The following is a 19,198-nucleotide window of genomic DNA, read 5'->3' on the forward strand; positions in this document are numbered from 1 at the left end:
AGCCGAGGCTACCGACAGGGCACGGGAAATGGGCGGGGCCGCCGGGCCGGAGGCAGGTAGGGTCGTGGCGTGACGGACGCGACCACACCGAACAGCCCGATCGACCAGGTTTCCGAACGGTTTCTCGAGCAGTACCTCGAGCTGATGCCGACCGCGGCGACCTTCATGGGAGTCGAGGGGCACGACCACGAGCTGCCGGACTTCTCGCCGAACGGGTTCGAGGGCCTGCTCGAGCTGCACCGGCGGGCGCTGGCCGAGGCCCGCGCGATCCAGCCGGGCAGCCCGCGCGAAGAGGTCGCCCAGGACGCCTTCGTGGAACGGCTCGGGCTCGAGGTGGAGAACCTCGAGGCCGGCGTACCGCAGTCGCAGCTGAACGCGCTGACCTCGATCCCGGCCGAGATCCGCCAGGTGTTCGACCTGATGCCGACCGGCTCGCCGGAGGACTGGGAGCGGATCGCGATCCGGCTCAACCAGGTCGGTACGGCGCTCGACGGGTACCGCGACACCGTACTCGACCAGGCCGGCCAGGGCCGCGTGTCCGCCGTACGGCAGCTGAACGACCTGGCCGCCCGGATCGCCAGCTGGACCGGTGCCGAGGGCGACGACTTCTTCGGCGGCCTGGCCGCGCGGGCGCCGGAAGGGCCCGTGAAGGCGTCGGTCGAGGCCGCCGCCGGGTCGGCGCGCAAGGCCTACGACCAGTTCGGGCAGTGGGTGACCGCCGAGGTGGTGCCGCGGGGCCGGGCCCGGGACGCGGTCGGCCGGGAGATCTACGAGCTTGCCTCGCGCAACTTCCTCGGCGCGGCCGTCGACCTCGACGAGACCTACGCCTGGGGCTGGCAGGAGCTGGCCCGGATCGACGCCGAGATGCAGACCATCGCCGCCTCGCTGAACGGCGGCGACCGCAGCATCAATGCCGCCGCCGAGCTGCTCGACAACGACCCGGCCCGCAAGATCCACGGCAAGGAAGCCTTCCGGGACTGGATGCAGCAGCTCGCCGACGCCGCCGTCGACGAGTTGGCCGGCGAGCACTTCGACATCCCCGACGCGATCAAGAAGATCGAGTGCATGATCGCGCCCACCTCCGACGGGTCGATCTACTACACCGCGCCGAGCGAGGACCTGACCACGCGGCCGGGCCGGATGTGGTGGGCGGTGCCGAACGGCATCGAGGACTTCGCCACCTGGCGCGAGGTGACCACCGTCTACCACGAAGGCGTGCCCGGGCATCACCTGCAGGTCGCGCAGACGATGCTGCGCGGCGAGACGCTCAACCGCTGGCAGCGGATCGGCTGCTGGGTCTCCGGGCACGGCGAAGGCTGGGCCCTGTACGCCGAACGCCTGATGGAAGAGCTCGGGTACCTGGAGGAGCCGGGCGCCCGGCTCGGCATGCTCGACGCGCAGGGGTTCCGCGCGGCGCGGGTGATCGTTGACATCGGCATGCACCTGGAGCTGGAGATCCCGCGGGACAACCCGCTCGGGTTCCGGCCGGGGGAGCGGTGGAACGCGGAGCTCGGGTTCGAGTTCCTGCGGGCGTACTCGCGGATGGAGACCGAGTTCCTGCGCGCGGAGCTGAACCGGTACCTGGGGTGGCCGGGGCAGGCGCCGTCGTACAAGGTGGGTGAACGGATCTGGCTGCAGGCCCGCGACGAGGTCCGCGCGCGGCGCGGTGCCTCGTTCGACCTGCGCGGCTTCCACCGCGAAGCCCTCGACCTCGGCTCGATCGGGCTCGACCCGCTGCGTCGCGCCCTCGCCCGCCTGTGAGCGCGGACAGGGGGGACCAGATGGTGGAGGATGCCCGCGAGCCGGCTCCGCGGCCGCGCTTCGTGCTGGCGTCGCAGTCGCCGGCGCGGTTGAAGACGCTGCGCAACGCGGGTGTCGAGCCGGAGGTGATCGTCTCCGGCGTCGACGAGGACAACGTCACCGCCGAGAGCCCTGGCGAGCTGGCTCGGCTCCTCGCGTGCCTGAAAGCGCGTGCGGTCGTCGCGACCCTGGACGACCACGCGACGGTCCTCGGGTGCGACTCCGTGCTGGAGATCGACGGTGTTGCCTACGGCAAGCCCGGTACGCCGGAGATCGCGCGCGAACGGCTGCGGATGATGCGCGGGCGCAGCGGCGTACTGCACACCGGGCACTGCCTGTTCGACACCAACAGCAAGCAGGAGTTGCGTGAGCTGGCGTCCACCACGGTGCACTTCGCCGACCTCACCGACGCCGAGATCGACGCGTACGTCGCCACCGGCGAGCCGTTGGTTGTCGCCGGCTCCTTCACCGTCGACGGCATCGGCGGGCCTTTCGTCACGGGCATCGAAGGCGACTACCACAACGTCGTCGGCCTCTCGCTGCCGTTGCTCCGGCGCATGCTCGCCGACGTAGGCATCCCGTGGCCGTCGCTGTGGCAGCCTCCCCACTTCGCGTACGACGAAGCCGAAGCGGCGATCTACGACGAGACCCGCGGCGGTGAAACCCGAGCGAAGGCCGCGGCGGAAGCCGTGCACCGGTTGCTGCAGGCACCCGGCCTCGTCGCCTCCGGCGACCTCGGCCCGGAAGGGGAGGATGGGAGCGGCGCCCCCGGAGAGTTCGGCTCCGCCTCCTCGCCCGCCGCTGCCGCACTCGCCGGCTCCCGGTCGACTGCCTTCGCACCCGCCGGCTCCTCGGCCGCCGGCTTCGCGCCGGCTGGTTCCTTGTCTGTTGGGTCTGCAGGCGCCGGCTCCTTGCCTGCTGGGTCTGAGGCCGCTAGTTCCTCGGCCGCCGGCTTCGCGCCCGCTGATTCCTTGCGCGCTGGGTCTGCGGATGCCAGCTCCTCAACTGGCTTCGCGCCCGCTGATTCCTTGCCTGCTGGGTCTGCGGCCGCTAGCTCCTCGGCTGCCGCATCCCCGTTCCTCTCTTCCCTCCGCGTGCTGGAGCTTGCTGTGGGCACTGGGGTTGTCGGGGCCGAGCTTGTTGCTTTGGGCAATCTTGTGCACGGGGTCGACCTGTCGACTGCGATGTTGAAGCATGCGCGGTACCGGTTGCCGGGGCATGTGGCGGCGGCTGATGCCGCGCGGTTGCCGGTGGGGGATCGGCGGTGCGACGCGGTGGTGGCGATCTGGTTGCTGCACCTGCTGGACGACACCGAAGGGGTGATCGCCGAGGTTGCGCGCGTGCTGCGGCCCGGCGGGGTGTTCATCACGACGACGGAGAAGTCCGACGCGAGTCGGTACGCCGCTGGGCGGTCGCCGAAGGAGACTCGCTCCGGTGACGCGCTGTCGCATCTGGTTGCTCGCGGCGCCGTGCACGGGCTGGTGCTCGACGGCGCGACGAGCTTCGAGGGGCCGGTGCGGGGTGGCCCCGGCGTACCGGTCTATCCGTTGGTGCGGTTCCGTAAGGCGTTCTAGCTGCAGACGTCGGCGACGCCGCCCTGGAAAGCCTGCCTGTGCAGGTGATCCAGGCGGTGCTCGACGCCGGTGATGATGCTGCTGGTGGTGAGGTCGACGGCGCAGCGCAGGCCGGCGTGCCGGACGTACGTCGTACTGCGGAGTGCCTGCAGCAGGTCGGTGGTGAGCTTGTCCAGCGTCACCCGGATCTCGTTGAGGTCCGGGCGGGTGGTCGGGGCCTCGCCGGGGTGAGCGGTCCAGCGCGCGAACAGCCCGCGCTGCACGACCTTGCTCGCCTCGATCTGGTCGCGGAAGAAGACCACGGTCTCTTCCGGGTCGATCCCGAGCCGGCCCGCCGACGCGCGCGCCTGGTCGAGCACGACCTGCTCCCGCGCCGGGTCGTCGATCGGCTTGTCGGTGCCGAACTTCGACGCCGCGACCAGGTCGCCGACCTCGATCCGCTCCGCGACCAGGTCCGTCAGTTGCCCAAGGCCCGTTGACCGCGCGGTCACCTGCTCGGACGCCGCCGAAGCGGGCGCCGCCGAAGCGGGCGCGGCCGAAGCGGGCGCGGCCGAAGCGGGCGCGGCCGAAGCGGGCGCGGCCGAAGCGGGCGCGGCCGAAGCGGGCGCGGCCGAAGCCGGCGCGGTGATCATCCCGGCCAGCAGCACCCCGGCGCCGACCCACCCAACCGTTGTCTTCACTTGATCCCAGCCTTCGCGTCCAGGAGCTGCAGCAGTTCGTGTGCCGCCAGCTCGACGTCCTTGTGCCGCCATTCTGCCGCGCGGTAGACGCACGCGATCAGCCCGGTCCGGTGCACCCGCCGGAAATCGCCGTACACGAAGGCGTGCCGCGCCTTGGTCTCCTCGTTGGCGCCGTCGGTCAGCCCGAGGTGCCACGCGCCGTACTCGTCCCACCCGTGGTTCGCCAGGTAGTCGTTCTGCGCGTCGGCGTCCGGCTGCGACGCACCCCAGTCGCTGTCCAGCACGTACTGCCGCCCGTCGATCAGCTTCCGCGCGTACTCAACCGCCGCCGGGTTCACCTCGTACTTGGCCATGGGCCCAGTGTTTACGGATGTGCGCTTGCGCGCCAGCTGTTGGGGCCGGGGTGGAGGGGGCGCTTGGCGTGGCGCCAGTACGTCGCCCAGTCGCTGGCGCGTTCGGGATCAGCAGGAGCCGGTACGGCGGACGCGCGGGCGGTGACGACCGCGACGAGGGCGGCGAGCTCCTCGGGGGTGGGGGCGCCCTTGACCACCCGCAGGACGGGGGACGCGCCGGAGGCGTCGGTGGAACCGCCGGGTGCGTCGGAAGGCGCGAGGGCGCCGCCGGAGGCGTCGGAGGGCGCGAGTGCGTCGGCTGAGGTGTCGGTCATGGGGAGGGCTCCCGTCACAGGGGGATGTTGCCGTGCTTCTTCGGGGGCAGGGTGTCGCGCTTGGTGCGGAGCAGCCGCAGGCCGCGGACGATCTCGGCGCGGGTCTCGCTGGGCTTGATCACCGCGTCGATGTAGCCGCGTTCGGCCGCGACGTACGGGTTGGCCAGGTGCTCCTCGTACTCGGTGATCAGTTCCTGGCGGCGGGTCTCGACGTCCTCGGCGGCGGCGAGCTCGCGGCGGTGCAGGATGTTGACGGCGCCCTGCGCGCCCATCACCGCGATCTGCGCGGTCGGCCAGGCGATGTTCATGTCGGCGCCGAGGTGCTTGGAGCCCATCACGTCGTACGCGCCGCCGTAGGCCTTGCGGGTGATCACGGTGATCATCGGGACGGTCGCCTCGGCGTAGGCGTAGATCAGCTTGGCGCCGCGGCGGATGATGCCGTTCCACTCCTGGTCGGTGCCGGGCAGGAAGCCGGGCACGTCGACGAAGGTCAGGATCGGCACGTTGAACGCGTCGCAGGTGCGGACGAACCGGGCGGCCTTCTCGGAGGCATCGATGTCGAGCGTGCCGGCGAACTGCATCGGCTGGTTCGCGACGACGCCGACCGGGCGGCCCTCGACCCGGCCGAAGCCGACGATGATGTTCGGCGCGAACAGCGTCTGCACCTCGAGGAAGTCGCCGTCGTCGACGACCGCCTCGATCACCGTGTGCATGTCGTACGGCTGGTTCGGCGAGTCCGGGATCAGCGTGTCGAGGGCGGCGTCGAGATCGTTCACCTCGAGGTCGGCCGGGGCGTCGTAGACCGGCGGGTCCTCGAGGTTGTTCTGCGGCAGGTGCGCGACCAGGGCCTTCACCCAGTCGATCGCGTCCTCCTCGTCGCTGCCCAGGTAGTGCGCGTTGCCGGACTTGGTGTTGTGCGTCCGGGCGCCGCCGAGCTCCTCCTGGGTGACGTCCTCGCCGGTGACGGTCTTGATCACGTCCGGCCCGGTGATGAACATGTACGACGACTCGTCCACCATCACCGTGAAGTCGGTGACGGCCGGCGAGTAGACCGCGCCGCCGGCGCACGGGCCCATGATCAGCGAGATCTGCGGGATCACCCCCGACGCACGCACGTTGCGGCGGAAGATCTCGCCGTACAGGCCGAGCGAGACCACACCCTCCTGGATCCGGGCGCCCCCGGAGTCGTTGATGCCGATCAGCGGGCAGCCGATCTTCATCGCCAGGTCCATCACCTTGACGATCTTCTCGCCGAACACCTCACCCAGCGAGCCGCCGAAGACGGTGAAGTCCTGGGCGAACACGCAGACCTGGCGCCCGTCGATGGTGCCGAAACCGGTCACGACGCCGTCGCCGTACGGGCGGTTGGCGTCCAGGCCGAACGACGTCGACCGGTGCCGGGCGAACTCGTCGAGCTCGGAGAACGACCCCTCGTCCAGCAGCAGCGCGATCCGCTCCCGCGCGGTTTTCTTGCCCCGCGCGTGCTGCTTCTCCACCGCGCGCTCGGACCCGGCGTGCACGGCCTCGTCCAGCCGCTGCTCCAGGTCCGCGAGCTTCCCGGCGGTGGTGTGGATGTTCACGGTCTCTCCCATAACCCGGCAGCCTAACTGGCCAGTAGGGGTTCCGCCTGTGACCTCTGCCGCAGCGCAGCGCTGAACCCGCGCGGCGCTAGGTTTCCGCCGTGGCTGACAAAGCTGTGGACACCCTGATCATCGCGATGAACCAGGCCGTCGTCGAGCACACCGGTGGCTTGTCGCCGGTGTACGGACGGGAGGTGCTGGAGGTCACGCCGCAACTGCGGGCCGCGATCGAACCGATCGCCGACAACCTCGACGTCCTGGCCAGGCTCGCCCCGGACCCGCGTGCCGTGCTCGCCCAGCGCGGCGGTCAGGTGGTCGACCAACGCCAGTACCTGCGCGAGCACCTGACGGAGCTGGTGGCGACGTGCGCCGGCGCGCTGGAGCGCGACGACCGGCTGCCGGGCACGCCCGGCTCCCCGGAGCAGGATCGGCTGGCGGTAGCGGTCAACAAGGCGTACGCCCTCGAGGCCACGCCGGGACTGCTGCCGAAGGTCGTCAAGAACGGCCGGCCCGGCGACCTCGGGGAGTTCAAGTGGCGCGTGCCGGAAGGTGACGTGCTGGCCGCACGGGCGATGGCGGTGGCTGTCGGCGCACGGACCGGGCGGCAGTACCAGGACGTGCTGACCGCCCAGGTCGCCGCGGGGAAGGGCGGTGCGGCTCCGGTGGCTGCCGAGATGCTGCTGAACAAGCAGGGGCCGGCGTACGAGAGGCTGCCGCAGCCCGAGAAGGAGGCGCTGCTGAGGCAGGTCGCTCGTGGGCTGGAGACCGGGTTCGCCCAGCGCGATCTGCAGGGGGCGGCGACCCGGGAGCAGACCACGGCCGTGGAGGCGCGGCAGCTCGACGTACGGGGTGGAGTGACGCCGGTCGACCAGGCGAGCGCGACTGCCGGCGCGGAGGTCCGGGCGCTGCACGACTTCCTCGACAGGCTCCCGGAGTGGCACGCGGCGGTGCGGGAGCGGCCCGCTGCTGCCGCGCTGGGTGCTGCTGGTGACCCGGCGATTCCCCCGCTGCGCGCCGTCCGGCTGCACACGGCGGGATCCGACGCGCCACGGATCGCCGCTGCGGAACCGAAGGCTCCCCAGCGGGAGCGTTGATCGCCCTCCCGCTGGCTAGGTTTGCCGGGTGAGTACACCGATCGGGTATGGCGGCGGGGCGCAGGTTGTGGCGCAGGACGTCGAGGAAGTGGTTCGCCGGGTTCGGCAGGAGGTCGCTCGGCTCACTGGGAGCCCGCTGGCTCCTTGGAACGGACGGATCGACCCGCTGCCGCCGGCAGCGGCTGCTACGCAGGGACAGGTCGGGCGGTCGGCGGACGGAGCTTTGCAGCTCGGTACGGCGCGGGCGGCGCTTCGGCAGCTGACGACCGAGGCGCCGGGCGAGTCCGGCGCCGGTGACGCGCGGTCGGTGCGTGGGGCCGTGCAGGCGGTCGCGGGGGAGTTTGCCCGCCGGTCTGCCGGGGGCGAGCCGAGCGTGACGTCGTACGCCGTCAACGCGGCCTTCGTCGAGGACAACCTGGGCGAGATCGTCCGGGGGAGTCTCCCGGCGGAGCAGGCGGTCGGCCTGACCGGGCCGGAGCCAACCGTCCGGGACGTGGCCTGGGCGCCGGCGGCGCGTGGGCTGGCCTTCAGCGTCGACGTCTCCGTCGGGCGGGACGCCGAGCCCAGCGAGACGCTCCGGGAGCTCGCCGGGCGGCCTGGGCTGTCGCAGCACGTACCGGCGGCCGGTCAGAGCGAGCACGCGACCCCAGCGGTCGGTGCGGCGGACATCCTGGTGCGGCAGTCGAGGATTCCCACTGGTAAGCGGGCGGACGCCGTACGGGCTGTTGCTGGGGTGATCGACCAGGGATTCGAGGCACTGCCTGCACGGGTCGCGGAGTGGTCCGCCGGGCTGAGTGCAGGCGAGCAGGGGCAGCTGTACTCGCTGTCGCGGGCGTACGGGCAGGAGATCGGACAGAGCGCGTGGGCCGCGGTCAAGCAGCTCGAGGGCGGCGTCGGCCAGACCCAGGAGCAGGCCGCTGCCCGGCTGACGCGCGACCCGGCAGTACGACCGCTGAGCCAGGTGACGGGCCGAGGGGTCGCGGCGCAATCGGCGGCGGCGCCGCAGAACAGCACCGAGGAGAGCCCGGTGCGCGAGGTCTAGTTGGTCGGCCCTCGGACTACCGGCGGAGGTCGGCGGGAGTACGTCGTCAGGGCGGGGCAGCCGCGACGAGCCGTCGCGGTCGACCTGTGCGTTGCCAGAATGTGCCCATGGAATGGGACGCCTTCATCTCCGAGTACCGGCAGTTCTTCGCGCGCCCGACCCGGGCCGGCCAGGCGGAGGAGGCCGTCGCCGTCGAGCGGCTCCGGGACCTCGCCGAGACGGTCGACGGTGCGATGGAGCGCTCGCAGGCCAGGGACTACGTGACGAACCTGGAGTACCGCAACGATCCGGTACGACGGGTCGGCGACGGGCTCTGGGAGCGGCTCCACGACGCGGTCGGGGCCGAGACAGGGGCGGAATCCTCGCTCTGGCAGTACGGGAAGGTCGAGAGCGGCCCGGATCTGAGGAGCCGGGCCACCGCGGACCCGGACGGCCGGGTCTTCCTCAGCCAGCAGGTGATCAAGCCGCTGCAGGACCTGTACGACAGCCGTGGCCTGCCGTCGACCGAGCAGGAGCGGATCGAGCGCCGTACCGCGCTGCAGGATGCCGCCCGTGCGTTCGTCGACCTGACGGGTCCGGAAGAGCACCAGGTCTCGGACCGGTTGCACGACCTGGACAGACAGTACGTCCCGATCGGCTTCGGCACCGCCGCGGCCTGGAGTCACGGCCGGCTCGACCAGTTGGCGGACAAGGTGTTGCCGGCGGATCTGGCTGCCGAGGTGAAGTCGGTGCGAAGCCCGCAGCCGATCCCGGACTTCGCACCGGCGGCGGAGAAGTTCGCCGAGCGGGTCGGGGCAGAGATCGGGATCGAGACCCACGACCTGCTGGCCCGGATGACGAGAGAGCCACGGCCGCGGCAGGCGGGGGTCGCGGCCGAGCTGCTGTTCGAGAGATCGGGGCTGTCCGAGCTGGTGACCACCGGAAGGGGTGCTGGCGCGGAGGCCCGCTGGGAGATCGAAACCGTGATCAACCAGGGTTTCGCCGATCTGAAGCCGCTTCCCAAGGGTACGGACTCGGACACGCGCAGGGAGGTCTCCGGGCAGCGCGGGGTGGCGATTGCCGAGTCCGCGGTCGCCAAGGTCGGCGAGCTCGGTGAGCGCTACCGGTCCGCGCAGGCGCCGACTGCGCAGCAGCGAGCCACGGTCGAGCAGGGCCCTGGGGCGCAGCGGCAATGGAGTCCCCAGCAAGCGCCGGCCGCGCAGCAGCAAGGCGCCGGCCAGGAGGCCAAGGCCGGGGACCTCGAGAGCCTGCGGGAGGTGCTGGCGCCCGGTGCGCCGGCAGCGGGGGCTCCCCGGTTGAAGGCGGGGGAGGCGGCGCAAGGGCGGCAGGGTGGCGGGCAGGCGGCGGGGCGCGGTGCGGAAGCTCCGGACCGCGGGACGAACCCGGACGTGCCGAGCAGGTAGTCAGATCGGGCCGACGGCGAAGAGTTTGGTGAGGCGGGCGGCCAGGGCCAGGTCGCCTCTCACGGAGAGGCGTTGCTTGAGGACGGCGGTGACGGGGTCCTCGTTGCCGGTGACGATCTTCAGCAGGGTGGCCGGGTCGGTGCGGACCGAGATCTGGGCCTGGCCGGTGTGATCGGGCAGCAGCTCGCAGCGGCCGTCGGCGACGCGGATGTGGTACTCGTCGACGCCCTCGCCGTGCACTCCGCCGGCCGCGCCCGTGATCTGCCAGGTGACGACCGCGTCGAAGCCGGTGGCCCGGGCCGGCCGGAGGTACTCCGGCATCCGGCGAAAGATCTCGCGCAACGCGACCTCTCGCACACCCCCGATGAGTCGATGCCGAAGCTCCCGTTCCGACGTACGGTCCACCAGCCGGGCCAATTCACCCAGCTCGAGCCCGGACCAGTCACCGGCCTCCAACCAGTGGGCGCCGCCACGCTCGGTCAACAGACCTCCCCGTGGCCAGTTCCTACTAGACCGTAGGAATTTCCTACGACCTGGTAGCTTTGTCAAGTGGTCAGCCCCGACGAGCCGGTTCCGGAACCTCGCCGCCGGGCCGCGCACCTCGGTCCGGAACGCCGGCGCCCGATGATTCTCGAGGCCGCCCTGCAGGTCTTCTCCGAGCGCGGCTACGCCGGTACGACGATGCAGTCGGTCGCCGACGCCGCCGGCGTGACCAAACCGGTGGTCTACGCCTCCTTCGCCAACCGCGACGAGCTGCTGCTGGCCCTGCTCGCCCGCGAGGAGCAGCACCTGGTCCTCTCGATCATGGCCGCGCTGCCGGCCGACCCGACCGTCGGGACACCGCAGGAGCACGTGCTCGAGGGACTGTCGGCGTTCCTGGAGACCGCGGCGAAGAATCCGCAGTCCTGGCGGATCGTTTTCGGCGCCCAGTACGGCGCGGCGCCGGTCGTGGCCGACCGGGTCCGGGCGGCGCGCGCGTTCCTCGTCGAGGGCCTGCGGCTGACCCTCGTGCAATCGTTGCCGGGTGTCACCGCCCCGGACGCGAACCTGCCGGTGCTGGCCGAGATGCTCGCCTCGATGACCGAGGCCTGCGCCCGGATGCTCGTTGTCGACGGCACCGACCGGACCCCGGCCGAGCTGGCCCAGGTGGTCTCCCAGGTCGTCGGTGGCGGCTTCGGCTCGGTCTGACCGGCCGCTCGTCGCCGCACGCATTTCGTGGGTCAACCCGTCAACTGGCCCCTTGGCCCACCGAAATCTGGTGGGCCAAGGGGCAATTTCGTGGGTCAACCCACGAAATCGTGCTCGGGGGGAGGGCGGGTGCGTGCCGGGGGCGCACGTCGTACCGTCAGCTCGTCGCCACGCTCGGTCACGATCTGCGTTCACTGGCCGGACCATGAGGCAAGAGACCGCAGCCCCGGATATCGTGGGCGAACGTGACCGAGACCGGCAGTCAGGCGAACGCCCGCACCCGTACCCGCGCACGTTTCGAAGTCCCCGAGGAGCTGCGGGCCGACGTCCGCCTGCTCGGCGAGATCCTGGGCCGCATCCTGGTCGAGTACGCCGGGCAGCCGCTGCTGGACGACGTGGAGAAGCTGCGCGAGCTGACCATCGCCGGTGACGGCGAAGCGGCCGAGCAGCTGGTCGCGACCTGGCCGCACGAGCGCGCCGAGGACGTCGCCCGCGCGTTCACCTGCTACTTCCACCTCACCAACCTGAGCGAGGAGCTGCACCGGGCCCGCGTGCTGCGCGAGCGCGACCGCTCCGGCGACGCCCCGGCGATCTCCGAGCTGGCCCAGGCGGTCGAGCAGATTTCCGTCGACGCCGGGGAGCAGCAGGCCCGCGCGCTGCTGAACGGGCTGGAGTTCCGCCCGGTGCTGACCGCACACCCGACCGAGGCCCGGCGGCGCGCCGTACTGGCGACCATCCGGCGGATCTCGTCGCTGCTGGAGGAGCGCAACGACCCGCGCGCCGGCGACGCCGAGCTGGCCGAGAACCGGCGTGGCCTGGTCGAGCAGGTCGACATCCTCTGGCGGACGGGGCAGCTGCGGACCAGCCGGCCGACGCCGCTGGACGAGGTGCGCTCGGCGATGGCGGTCTTCGAGGAGACCCTGTTCGATGTCGTCGGCAACGTCTACCGGCGGCTCGACGACGCCCTGGCCGGCGAGGCGGCCGGGACGCGCCCGCCGGTGGTCGCGCCGTTCGTCCGGCTCGGTTCCTGGATCGGCGGCGACCGCGACGGCAACCCGAACGTCACCGCCGCGATCACCCGCGAGGCGATGCAGATCCAGGCCGACCACGTGCTGCGCGCGCTGGAGCAGGCCACCGACCAGCTCGGCCGGTCACTCACGCTGGACGCGGCGACCACTCCGCCGTCCGCGCCGGTCCGCCGGATCCTCGAGGACGCCCGCGCGGTCAACCCGGAGCTGATCGCCGACATCGAGACCCGCTCGCCCTCCGAGCCGCACCGGCAGCTCCTGCTGCTGGCAGCGCGCCGGCTGGCCGCCACCCGCGCCCGCGACGCCGACTTCGGCTACCCGCGGGCCACGGACTTCGCCCACGAGCTGAAGGCCCTGCAGGACTCGCTGGTCTCGGCAGGTGCGCCGCGCCAGGCGTACGGCCAGCTGCAGCAGCTCATCTGGCAGGTCAGCTCGTTCGGCTTCCACCTGGCCGAGCTGGAGGTCCGCCAGCACTCGTCGGTGCACGCCAAGGCGCTGGAGGAGGTCCTGGGCGGCGGCGAGCTGTCCGACCAGACCGAGGAGGTGCTGGCCACCCTGCGGGTGATCGGCCAGATCCAGCAGCGGTTCGGCCCCGAGGCGTGCCGCCGGTACGTCGTGTCGTTCACCCGGAACGCCGGCGACCTCGCGGCGGTCTACGAGCTGGCCGACGCGGCGCTGGACGGCCGCCCGATCGAGCTGGACGTCGTACCGCTGTTCGAGACCGGTGAGGACCTGCAGAACTCCGTCGAGGTGCTGGACAACGCGATCCAGCTGACCCGGGTCCGGCACCGCCTGACCGCCAACGACCGCCGCTTCGAGGTCATGCTCGGCTACTCCGACTCCGCCAAGGACGTCGGCCCGGTCTCGGCGACCCTGGCCCTGTACGACGCGCAGGCGCGGATCACCGCCTGGGCCCAGCGCAACGCGATCCGCCTGACCCTGTTCCACGGCCGCGGCGGCGCGCTCGGCCGTGGCGGCGGTCCCGCGAACCGGGCCGTGCTCGCGCAGGCGCCCGGTTCCGTCGCCGGCCGGTTCAAGCTCACCGAGCAGGGTGAAGCGATCCCGGCCCGGTACGGCAACGCCGCGATCGCGCAGCGGCACATCGAGCAGGTCACCGCGGCCACGCTGCTGGCGTCCACCCCGGCGATCGAGGAGCGGGCCACGGCAGCAGCCGACCGGTTCGGCGAGATCGAGAAGGTGCTCGACGAAGCAGCCCGTACGGCGTACCACCAGCTGGTGAAGGCCGACGGGTTCGCCGAGTGGTTCGGCCGGGTCACTCCGCTGGAGGAGCTGGGCCAGCTGCCACTCGGGTCGCGCCCGGCCCGCCGTGGTGTGGCGGTGTCCTCGTTGGAGGACCTGCGGGCGATCCCGTGGGTGTTCGCCTGGTCGCAGGCCCGCGTCAACGCACCGGGCTGGTACGGCCTGGGCTCCGCGCTCCAGGCGGTCGGTGACGTCGCCGCGCTGCAGGACGCGAACAAGAACTGGCCGCTGTTCCAGGTGATGCTGGAGAACGCGGAGATGTCGCTGGCCAAGACCGACCGGCGCATCCTCGGCCGCTACCTGGAGCTGGGCGACCGGCAGGACCTGACGCAGCTGATGCTCGACGAGCACGAGCTGACCACCGAGTGGGTGCTCAAGGTGCTCGAGAGCGACCGGCTGCTGGCCGGGCGGCGGGTGCTGGGCCGCGCGGTCGAGCTACGCAACCCGTACGTCGACGCGCTCAGCTACCTGCAGCTGCGAGCCCTGCGGACCCTGCGCACCGACGACTCGCTCGACGAGGAGCAGATCGTGCGCACGCGCAGACTGCTGCTGCTGACCGTGTCGGGCGTTGCCGCCGGCCTGCAGAACACCGGCTGATGTTCGGTGACCTGGAGCGCCCGCCGCTGGACGAGAACTTCCTGCGCGGGCGCCTGGTGCGTCCTGGTGGCCTGTGGACGCAGATCGACGTACTGACCGAGACGCCGTCCACCAACGCCGTCCTGGCCGCCGCTGCACGCTCCGGAGCCCCCGAGGGCCTGGTGGCGACAGCGGAGTACCAGTCGTCCGGGCGTGGACGGCTGGGTCGTACGTGGACCACTCCGCCGCGCTCTGCGCTGCTGACCTCGGTGCTGCTGCGTCCGACGGCGGTCCCGGCCGGCCGCTGGCCCTGGCTGGGCCTGCTGGTCTCGCTGGCGGTCACTTCCGCCGTACGGCGGGTTGGTGAGGTCCCGGCGCTGGTGAAGTGGCCGAACGACGTACTGATCGAGGACCGGAAGCTCGCGGGCATCCTGCTCGAGCGGGTCGAGGGGCCGGCGGCGATCGTCGGGATGGGCCTCAACGTCTCGCTGCGCGCCGACGAGCGGCCGCACCCGGCGGCGACCTCACTGGCGCTGGAAGGCGCCACGACGACGGACCGGGTGACCGTGCTGTCCGCCGTACTGCGGGAGCTGGCCACGCGGTACCAGGACTGGGTTGCCGCGGAGGGGGACCCGGCGGTGATCCTGCCGGACTATCAGGAGCTGTCGGCAACGATCGGCCGACCGGTCCGGGTCGAGTTGCCGGACGGGAAGTTCCTGGAGGGCAAGGCGACCGGGCTGGACACCGACGGCCGCCTGCTGGTCGACACCGCCGACGGCCAACGAGCACTGGCCGCCGGCGACGTGACGCACCTGCGTGCTAGTGGGTGAAGAGCTTGGCTGCCGTGATGAGCGTCTGTACGACGCCGTAGCCGAGCAGGACGGCGACGAGTGCCCAGGAGACGACTAGGCGAGGAGTCTGGTTCATGACGCGGCCTCCGTTGCTGTGGTGCTGGACTTCTCGTGGAACCGTTCCGCGACCGGGCGGATCAGCAGGTTGGCGATGAACCCGATGGCCAGCACGCCGACCATCGTGAACAGCGCCGGCCGGTAGGCCTCCTCGGTCAGCGTGCCCGGCTTGCCCTCACGGTCCAGGAAGCCGTTGATGATGAGCGGTCCGGCGACACCCGCCACCGACCACGCGGTCAGCAGCCGGCCGTGGATCGCGCCGACCTGGTACGTACCGAACAGGTCCCGCAAGTACGCCGGTACGGTCGCGAAACCGCCGCCGTAGAAGGACAGGATGACCGCGGCCAGCAGGACGAACAGCGCCGTGCTGTTGTGGCCGACAGTCGCCAGCAGGAAGTACGCGATGATCCCGACGCCGAGGTACAGCGCGTAGATCGGCTTGCGGCCGATCACGTCGGACGTCGTCGACCAGCCGAACCGGCCGGCCATGTTGAAGATCGACAGCACGCCGACGAACCCGGCCGCCGCGGCGACCGCGACCGACGACTTCCCGTCGGCGCCGCGGAAGAAGTCCTGGATCATCGGGCTGGCCTGCTCGAGGATGCCGATCCCGGCGGTGACGTTGCAGAGCAGAACGACCCACAACAGCCAGAACTGCGGCGTCTTGATCGCGTTCGCGGCCGACACGTTGGAGGTCGTGACGAGCGCCTTCCGCTGGACCGTCGACGGGTCGAAGCCATCCGGCTTCCAGCCCGGCGCGGGGATCCGGATGTTGAAGACACCGAACATCATGATCACGAAGTAGGCGATGCCCAGCGTGACGAACAGCGCGACCAGGGCGCCGCCGTCGGCCACGGACGCCGAGTTGTTCGGGTCGTAGCCGTCGTCGTACAGGCTGAGCAGCTGGCGCGACAGCGGGCTGGCGACCAGCGCGCCGCCGCCGAAGCCCATGATCGCCAGGCCGGTGGCCAGGCCCGGACGGTCGGGGAACCACTTGATCAGCGTCGAGACCGGCGAGATGTAGCCGATGCCCAGGCCGATGCCGCCGATCACGCCGTACCCGAGGTAGACCAGCCAGAGCTGACCGGTTCCGATGCCCAGGGCACCTACCAGGAAGCCGGCCGCCCAGAAGCACGCGGAGACGAACATCGCCTTGCGCGGGCCGTTGCGCTCCACCCAGGTGCCGCCGATCGCGGCGGACAGACCCAGCATCACGATCGCGATGCTGAAGATCACCCCGATCGCGGTCTGGCTCGCGTCGAAGTGCTGGACCAGCGAGGTCTTGTAGACCGAGGTCGCGTAGGCCTGACCGATGCACAGGTGGACCGCCAGCGCGGCCGGCGGGATCAGCCAGCGGCTGTAGCCCGGGGGTGCGACGCTGTGCTCCCGGTCGAGGACCGACAAGATGCCCATTCAACGACTCCTTCGGAATGTCCGCCCCGGGTTGTGGCCCCCGGAAGGCAACTTAGACCCATCGAGGGCGTTCCTGCGGGAACGGTGTCCAAATTGTGAAGTCTTCAACCACCGTGTCGCCCGGCGACAACTCGCCCCCGAAGCTGTGAGACTGGGAGGTATGGCGATCTCGGCGAAGTTGTTGGGTGAGGACGAGTACGTCGTCGTCAGCACCCGGACGCACTGGAAGGCACTGATCTTCCCGGTGTTCCTGCTGCTCGTGGTGGCGGCCGGCGGCGGGTTCCTGGCCGCGGTGGTGCCCGCGGGCAGCCTGCAGACCCCGGCCCGGATCGCGATCGGCGTGGTCGGCCTGCTGGTCGTGGTCGTGTTCGGGGCCAAGCCGTTCCTGAACTGGTTCTTCTCGACGTACACGCTGACCAACCGGCGGCTGATCACCCGGCACGGCATCCTGACCCGGACCGGCCGCGACATCCCGCTGATGCGGATCAACGACGTCTCCTACGAGCACGGTCTGATCGACCGGATGCTCGGCTGCGGCACGCTGGCCATCGAGTCGGCCGGCGAGCGCGGCCAGGTGATCCTGCCGGACGTCCCGCACGTCGAGCACATGCACCTGCAGATGTCCGACCTGCTCTTCGGCGGGCCCGAAGGACGGCCCGGCGACGGCATCCTGGACGACGAGGCGCCGCCGGAGCAGCTCCGCCGCCGCCCGGCCGAGCCGACGGCGCCCGCCGCGCAGCCCTCGCGGGGCGACGACGACGCCGAGACGCTGTTCAGCTCCGACGACAACGACCGGCGCTGATCTGCCCCGCGATCTGCCCCGGGGTGCCCTGCCGGCGCCGACCCGGTGCGCGATAGCCTCGGCGTACTGACTGTGACAGGGCAGGTACCCACAAGATGAAGGGTTTTCGGCGATGAGTGATCCAGCCGGTGACGACCGCAACGAGCCGCCGCCGACCATCGACGTGACGAAGCCCAGTGTCGCGCGGGTCTACGACATGCTGCTCGGCGGCAAGGACAACTACGAGTCCGACCGTGCGATCTACCGCCAGATCCTGGAGGTCGCGCCCGACCTGCCGGTCTGGGCCCGGGAGAACCGCCGCTGGCTGCAGCGCGCGGTCAGCTGGCTGACCCGCGAGCACCGGGTCAACCAGTTCCTCGACCTCGGCGCCGGCCTGCCGACCGCGCAGAACACCCACCAGATCGCCCAGGGCATCAACCCGGTGACCAAGGTCGTGTACGTCGACAACGACCCGTCGGTGATCGCGCACGGCCGCGCCCTGCTGGTCGACAACGAGCACACCGACTTCGCGCCGGCCGACTTCACCCGGCCTCGCCAGGTGCTCTCCGACGAAGCCGTCGTCGGTCTGGACAAGGGCCGCCCGGTCGGCCTGATCGAGGCGCTGGTGCTGCACCACGTGCCCGACCTCGACCACGCCCGCGAGATCCAGGCGGAGTACCTCGACATGCTGCCGTCCGGCTCGTTCGTCGCGATCAGCCACGCCTGCAACCCGCGCGACGGCAGCGAGACCGCCCGGTACGCCGACGCCTTCGAGGAGAAGCTCAGCCCGAGCTTCCCCGACCTGCGGTTCCGGACGCCCGCCGAGATCCTGTCCCTGTTCGGCGACCTGAAGGTGCTCTCCCCGGGCCTGGTCCGCCTCTCCGACTGGAACCCGTACGACGAAGCCGACCTGGACGCACCGGACATCGACGACGCCAGCAACTTCCTGTACTGCGCGGTCGCCCGCAAGCCCTGACCAGGGATGTGGCTCCCGATCTTCGCCGAAGCGAGCGTTGTGAGCGGCGCGCGGTACGGGCGGAGTACGGGCAGCCCGGTGCAAGGGGTGCCGCCTAGCGTTGCGCGGTGAGCCCGGGGCACCGCTCGGGCCTCGTCACGCGGCCCGCTGGTGGGCCGCCTCGGGGAAAGGATCAACCATGCGACGCGTCGTACGGCGTTCTGCTCTTGCACTCGGCCTGGTGGCCACGCTCGCCGGCGGGCTCGTCCCGCAGGCGTCGGCGGCACCCAACAAGGCCTACCTCAAGATGCAGTGGAACTGCTCACGGGTGGGTGACGTGACGGTCACCATCAGCGGGCCTGGCGTCAAGGCGAGCGGACGTGACAAGGTCGGCACCCAGTACTTCCAGGGCCGCGCGGGCACCTACATCGTGAAGCGCCTGGCGAACGGCCGGATCGCCCCGAAGACGGCGTACCTCACGATCGCCCCGAACACGACCCGGACGGTGCTGGTCTGCAACGACAAGTGGTGAGCAGTTGAACGCGGAAAGGCCCGGAACAGGAGTCCTGTTCCGGGCCTTTCGGTGTCGTGGGGGTCAGCGCACCACAGGGAGGTCGCCGGTGTTCTCCTGGTCCAGGCCGGCCGGGGAGTCCGGTGCCTTGGCCTGGTGCTCGGCCTCGTCGAGGTCGAGCTCCTGGCGGAAGACCCACTTGCGGTAGGACCAGAAGCGGAACAGCGTGCCCAGCCCGAGGCCGATCACGTTCGCGGAGATGTTGTCGGCGAGCGCGGTGTGCAGGTCCAGCACGTACCGGGAGAAGCCCAGGCAGCCGGCCGAGATCAGCAGGCCGATGCCGTTCAGCACGAAGAACAGCACGTACTCGCGGTGCAGGCCGGTGCGCTCACGGTGCCGCCAGGTCCAGTGCCGGTTGCCCAGGTACGTCGCGACGGTGGCGACCGTGACCGAGATGAACTTCGCCGTCACCGGGCGGTCGTGCAGCATGCCTTCACCGTGGTCGCCGAAGACGACCAGCGGGTTGTCGAACACCAGCCAGTTGTAGATCGGCAGGTCGACGACCATGCCGAGCAGACCGACCAGCCCGAACTTGGCCACTTCGTGCACCAGGTGCTCGACCTGGCGGTACAGCGTGGTGAAGATCTTCAACGGACCAGTGGACTCTCTGTGAACGGACAACTGGCTGTGAGCAGTCAGTGGGGCAATCTTCACGGTACCCGCCGTGGGGGCCGACAC

The 19,198-nt window shown here is 71.0% G+C and carries 19 protein-coding genes; 11 read left to right on the forward strand and 8 right to left on the reverse strand.

What is annotated here, in order from left to right:
* Nucleotides 1-69 precede the first annotated feature (69 nt).
* Both ACLQ2O_RS31880 and ACLQ2O_RS31885 read left to right on the forward strand, forming a co-directional pair.
* Complete coding sequence (locus ACLQ2O_RS31880) at nucleotides 70-1,761, forward strand: DUF885 domain-containing protein (protein ID WP_425838914.1); 1,692 nt, start codon at nucleotides 70-72, stop codon at nucleotides 1,759-1,761.
* Nucleotides 1,762-1,781: 20 nt separating this feature from the next.
* Nucleotides 1,782-3,374, forward strand: coding sequence for a Maf family nucleotide pyrophosphatase (locus ACLQ2O_RS31885; RefSeq protein ID WP_425838917.1), 1,593 nt, complete (start codon nucleotides 1,782-1,784; stop codon nucleotides 3,372-3,374).
* Here ACLQ2O_RS31885 and aroQ read toward each other — a convergent pair.
* The 4 genes from aroQ to ACLQ2O_RS31905 are packed head-to-tail and all read right to left on the reverse strand — an operon-like array spanning nucleotide 3,371 to nucleotide 6,313.
* On the reverse strand, nucleotides 3,371-4,054 hold the full coding sequence (gene aroQ, locus ACLQ2O_RS31890; protein WP_425838919.1) for a gamma subclass chorismate mutase AroQ: 684 nt from the start codon (nucleotides 4,052-4,054) through the stop codon (nucleotides 3,371-3,373). The two genes, ACLQ2O_RS31885 and aroQ, sit on opposite strands and share 4 nt — an antisense overlap.
* Nucleotides 4,051-4,407 (reverse strand): hypothetical protein, encoded by a 357-nt coding sequence (locus ACLQ2O_RS31895; RefSeq protein WP_425838922.1) that lies wholly within the window; start codon nucleotides 4,405-4,407, stop codon nucleotides 4,051-4,053. The genes aroQ and ACLQ2O_RS31895 overlap by 4 nt, the downstream gene beginning before the upstream one ends.
* Nucleotides 4,408-4,418: 11 nt before the next feature.
* Nucleotides 4,419-4,721, reverse strand: coding sequence for an acyl-CoA carboxylase subunit epsilon (locus ACLQ2O_RS31900; protein ID WP_425838925.1), 303 nt, complete (start codon nucleotides 4,719-4,721; stop codon nucleotides 4,419-4,421).
* 14 nt (nucleotides 4,722-4,735) lie between these two features.
* Complete coding sequence (locus ACLQ2O_RS31905) at nucleotides 4,736-6,313, reverse strand: acyl-CoA carboxylase subunit beta (protein ID WP_425838928.1); 1,578 nt, start codon at nucleotides 6,311-6,313, stop codon at nucleotides 4,736-4,738.
* A gap of 89 nt (nucleotides 6,314-6,402) precedes the next feature.
* Here ACLQ2O_RS31905 and ACLQ2O_RS31910 point away from each other — a divergent pair, with 89 nt between their 5' ends.
* From ACLQ2O_RS31910 to ACLQ2O_RS31920, 3 genes are all read left to right on the forward strand, one after another.
* Nucleotides 6,403-7,395 carry a hypothetical protein gene (locus ACLQ2O_RS31910; RefSeq protein WP_425838931.1) on the forward strand — a complete coding sequence of 331 codons (993 nt, stop codon included), beginning with the start codon at nucleotides 6,403-6,405 and terminating at the stop codon, nucleotides 7,393-7,395.
* 28 nt (nucleotides 7,396-7,423) lie between these two features.
* Entirely contained in the window at nucleotides 7,424-8,437 is a 1,014-nt protein-coding gene (locus tag ACLQ2O_RS31915; RefSeq protein WP_425838933.1) for a hypothetical protein, read from the forward strand.
* A gap of 107 nt (nucleotides 8,438-8,544) precedes the next feature.
* The gene (locus ACLQ2O_RS31920; protein WP_425838936.1) at nucleotides 8,545-9,840 is read left to right on the forward strand and encodes a hypothetical protein; all 1,296 of its coding nucleotides are present in this window, start codon (nucleotides 8,545-8,547) and stop codon (nucleotides 9,838-9,840) included.
* Here the strand turns inward: ACLQ2O_RS31920 and ACLQ2O_RS31925 are convergent, their stop codons facing one another.
* Nucleotides 9,841-10,323: an SCP2 sterol-binding domain-containing protein gene (locus tag ACLQ2O_RS31925; RefSeq protein ID WP_425838939.1), complete on the reverse strand. Its 483-nt coding sequence runs from the start codon at nucleotides 10,321-10,323 to the stop codon at nucleotides 9,841-9,843.
* 66 nt (nucleotides 10,324-10,389) lie between these two features.
* Between ACLQ2O_RS31925 and ACLQ2O_RS31930 the strand changes: the two genes are divergently transcribed.
* The 3 genes from ACLQ2O_RS31930 (at nucleotide 10,390) to ACLQ2O_RS31940 (ending at nucleotide 14,722) form a co-directional block, all read left to right on the forward strand.
* Nucleotides 10,390-11,028, forward strand: a complete 639-nt coding sequence (locus ACLQ2O_RS31930) for a TetR/AcrR family transcriptional regulator (protein ID WP_425838942.1) — start codon at nucleotides 10,390-10,392, stop codon at nucleotides 11,026-11,028.
* A gap of 245 nt (nucleotides 11,029-11,273) precedes the next feature.
* Nucleotides 11,274-13,913: a phosphoenolpyruvate carboxylase gene (locus ACLQ2O_RS31935; RefSeq protein WP_425838945.1), complete on the forward strand. Its 2,640-nt coding sequence runs from the start codon at nucleotides 11,274-11,276 to the stop codon at nucleotides 13,911-13,913.
* On the forward strand, nucleotides 13,913-14,722 hold the full coding sequence (locus ACLQ2O_RS31940; RefSeq protein WP_425838948.1) for a biotin--[acetyl-CoA-carboxylase] ligase: 810 nt from the start codon (nucleotides 13,913-13,915) through the stop codon (nucleotides 14,720-14,722). The genes ACLQ2O_RS31935 and ACLQ2O_RS31940 overlap by 1 nt, the downstream gene beginning before the upstream one ends.
* Here ACLQ2O_RS31940 and ACLQ2O_RS31945 read toward each other — a convergent pair.
* Together ACLQ2O_RS31945 and ACLQ2O_RS31950 are read right to left on the reverse strand one after the other, a co-directional pair.
* Nucleotides 14,712-14,819: an MFS transporter small subunit gene (locus ACLQ2O_RS31945; RefSeq protein WP_425838951.1), complete on the reverse strand. Its 108-nt coding sequence runs from the start codon at nucleotides 14,817-14,819 to the stop codon at nucleotides 14,712-14,714. The two genes, ACLQ2O_RS31940 and ACLQ2O_RS31945, sit on opposite strands and share 11 nt — an antisense overlap.
* Nucleotides 14,816-16,213, reverse strand: a complete 1,398-nt coding sequence (locus ACLQ2O_RS31950; RefSeq protein WP_425838954.1) for an OFA family MFS transporter — start codon at nucleotides 16,211-16,213, stop codon at nucleotides 14,816-14,818. The genes ACLQ2O_RS31945 and ACLQ2O_RS31950 overlap by 4 nt, the downstream gene beginning before the upstream one ends.
* A 160-nt stretch (nucleotides 16,214-16,373) precedes the next feature.
* On the opposite strand from ACLQ2O_RS31950, the gene ACLQ2O_RS31955 reads away from it, so the two are divergent.
* From ACLQ2O_RS31955 to ACLQ2O_RS31965, 3 genes are all read left to right on the forward strand, one after another.
* On the forward strand, nucleotides 16,374-17,015 hold the full coding sequence (locus ACLQ2O_RS31955) for a PH domain-containing protein (RefSeq protein ID WP_425838956.1): 642 nt from the start codon (nucleotides 16,374-16,376) through the stop codon (nucleotides 17,013-17,015).
* 112 nt (nucleotides 17,016-17,127) lie between these two features.
* On the forward strand, nucleotides 17,128-17,970 hold the full coding sequence (locus ACLQ2O_RS31960; RefSeq protein ID WP_425838959.1) for an SAM-dependent methyltransferase: 843 nt from the start codon (nucleotides 17,128-17,130) through the stop codon (nucleotides 17,968-17,970).
* Nucleotides 17,971-18,148: 178 nt separating this feature from the next.
* The gene (locus ACLQ2O_RS31965; protein WP_425838961.1) at nucleotides 18,149-18,481 is read left to right on the forward strand and encodes a hypothetical protein; all 333 of its coding nucleotides are present in this window, start codon (nucleotides 18,149-18,151) and stop codon (nucleotides 18,479-18,481) included.
* Between the two features lie 63 nt (nucleotides 18,482-18,544).
* Here ACLQ2O_RS31965 and ACLQ2O_RS31970 read toward each other — a convergent pair whose 3' ends face one another.
* The gene (locus ACLQ2O_RS31970) at nucleotides 18,545-19,111 is read right to left on the reverse strand and encodes a GtrA family protein (RefSeq protein ID WP_425838963.1); all 567 of its coding nucleotides are present in this window, start codon (nucleotides 19,109-19,111) and stop codon (nucleotides 18,545-18,547) included.
* Nucleotides 19,112-19,198: the final 87 nt, after the last annotated feature.

It is taken from the genome of Kribbella sp. DT2 (assembly GCF_049844575.1).
GTDB lineage: Bacteria > Actinomycetota > Actinomycetes > Propionibacteriales > Kribbellaceae > Kribbella.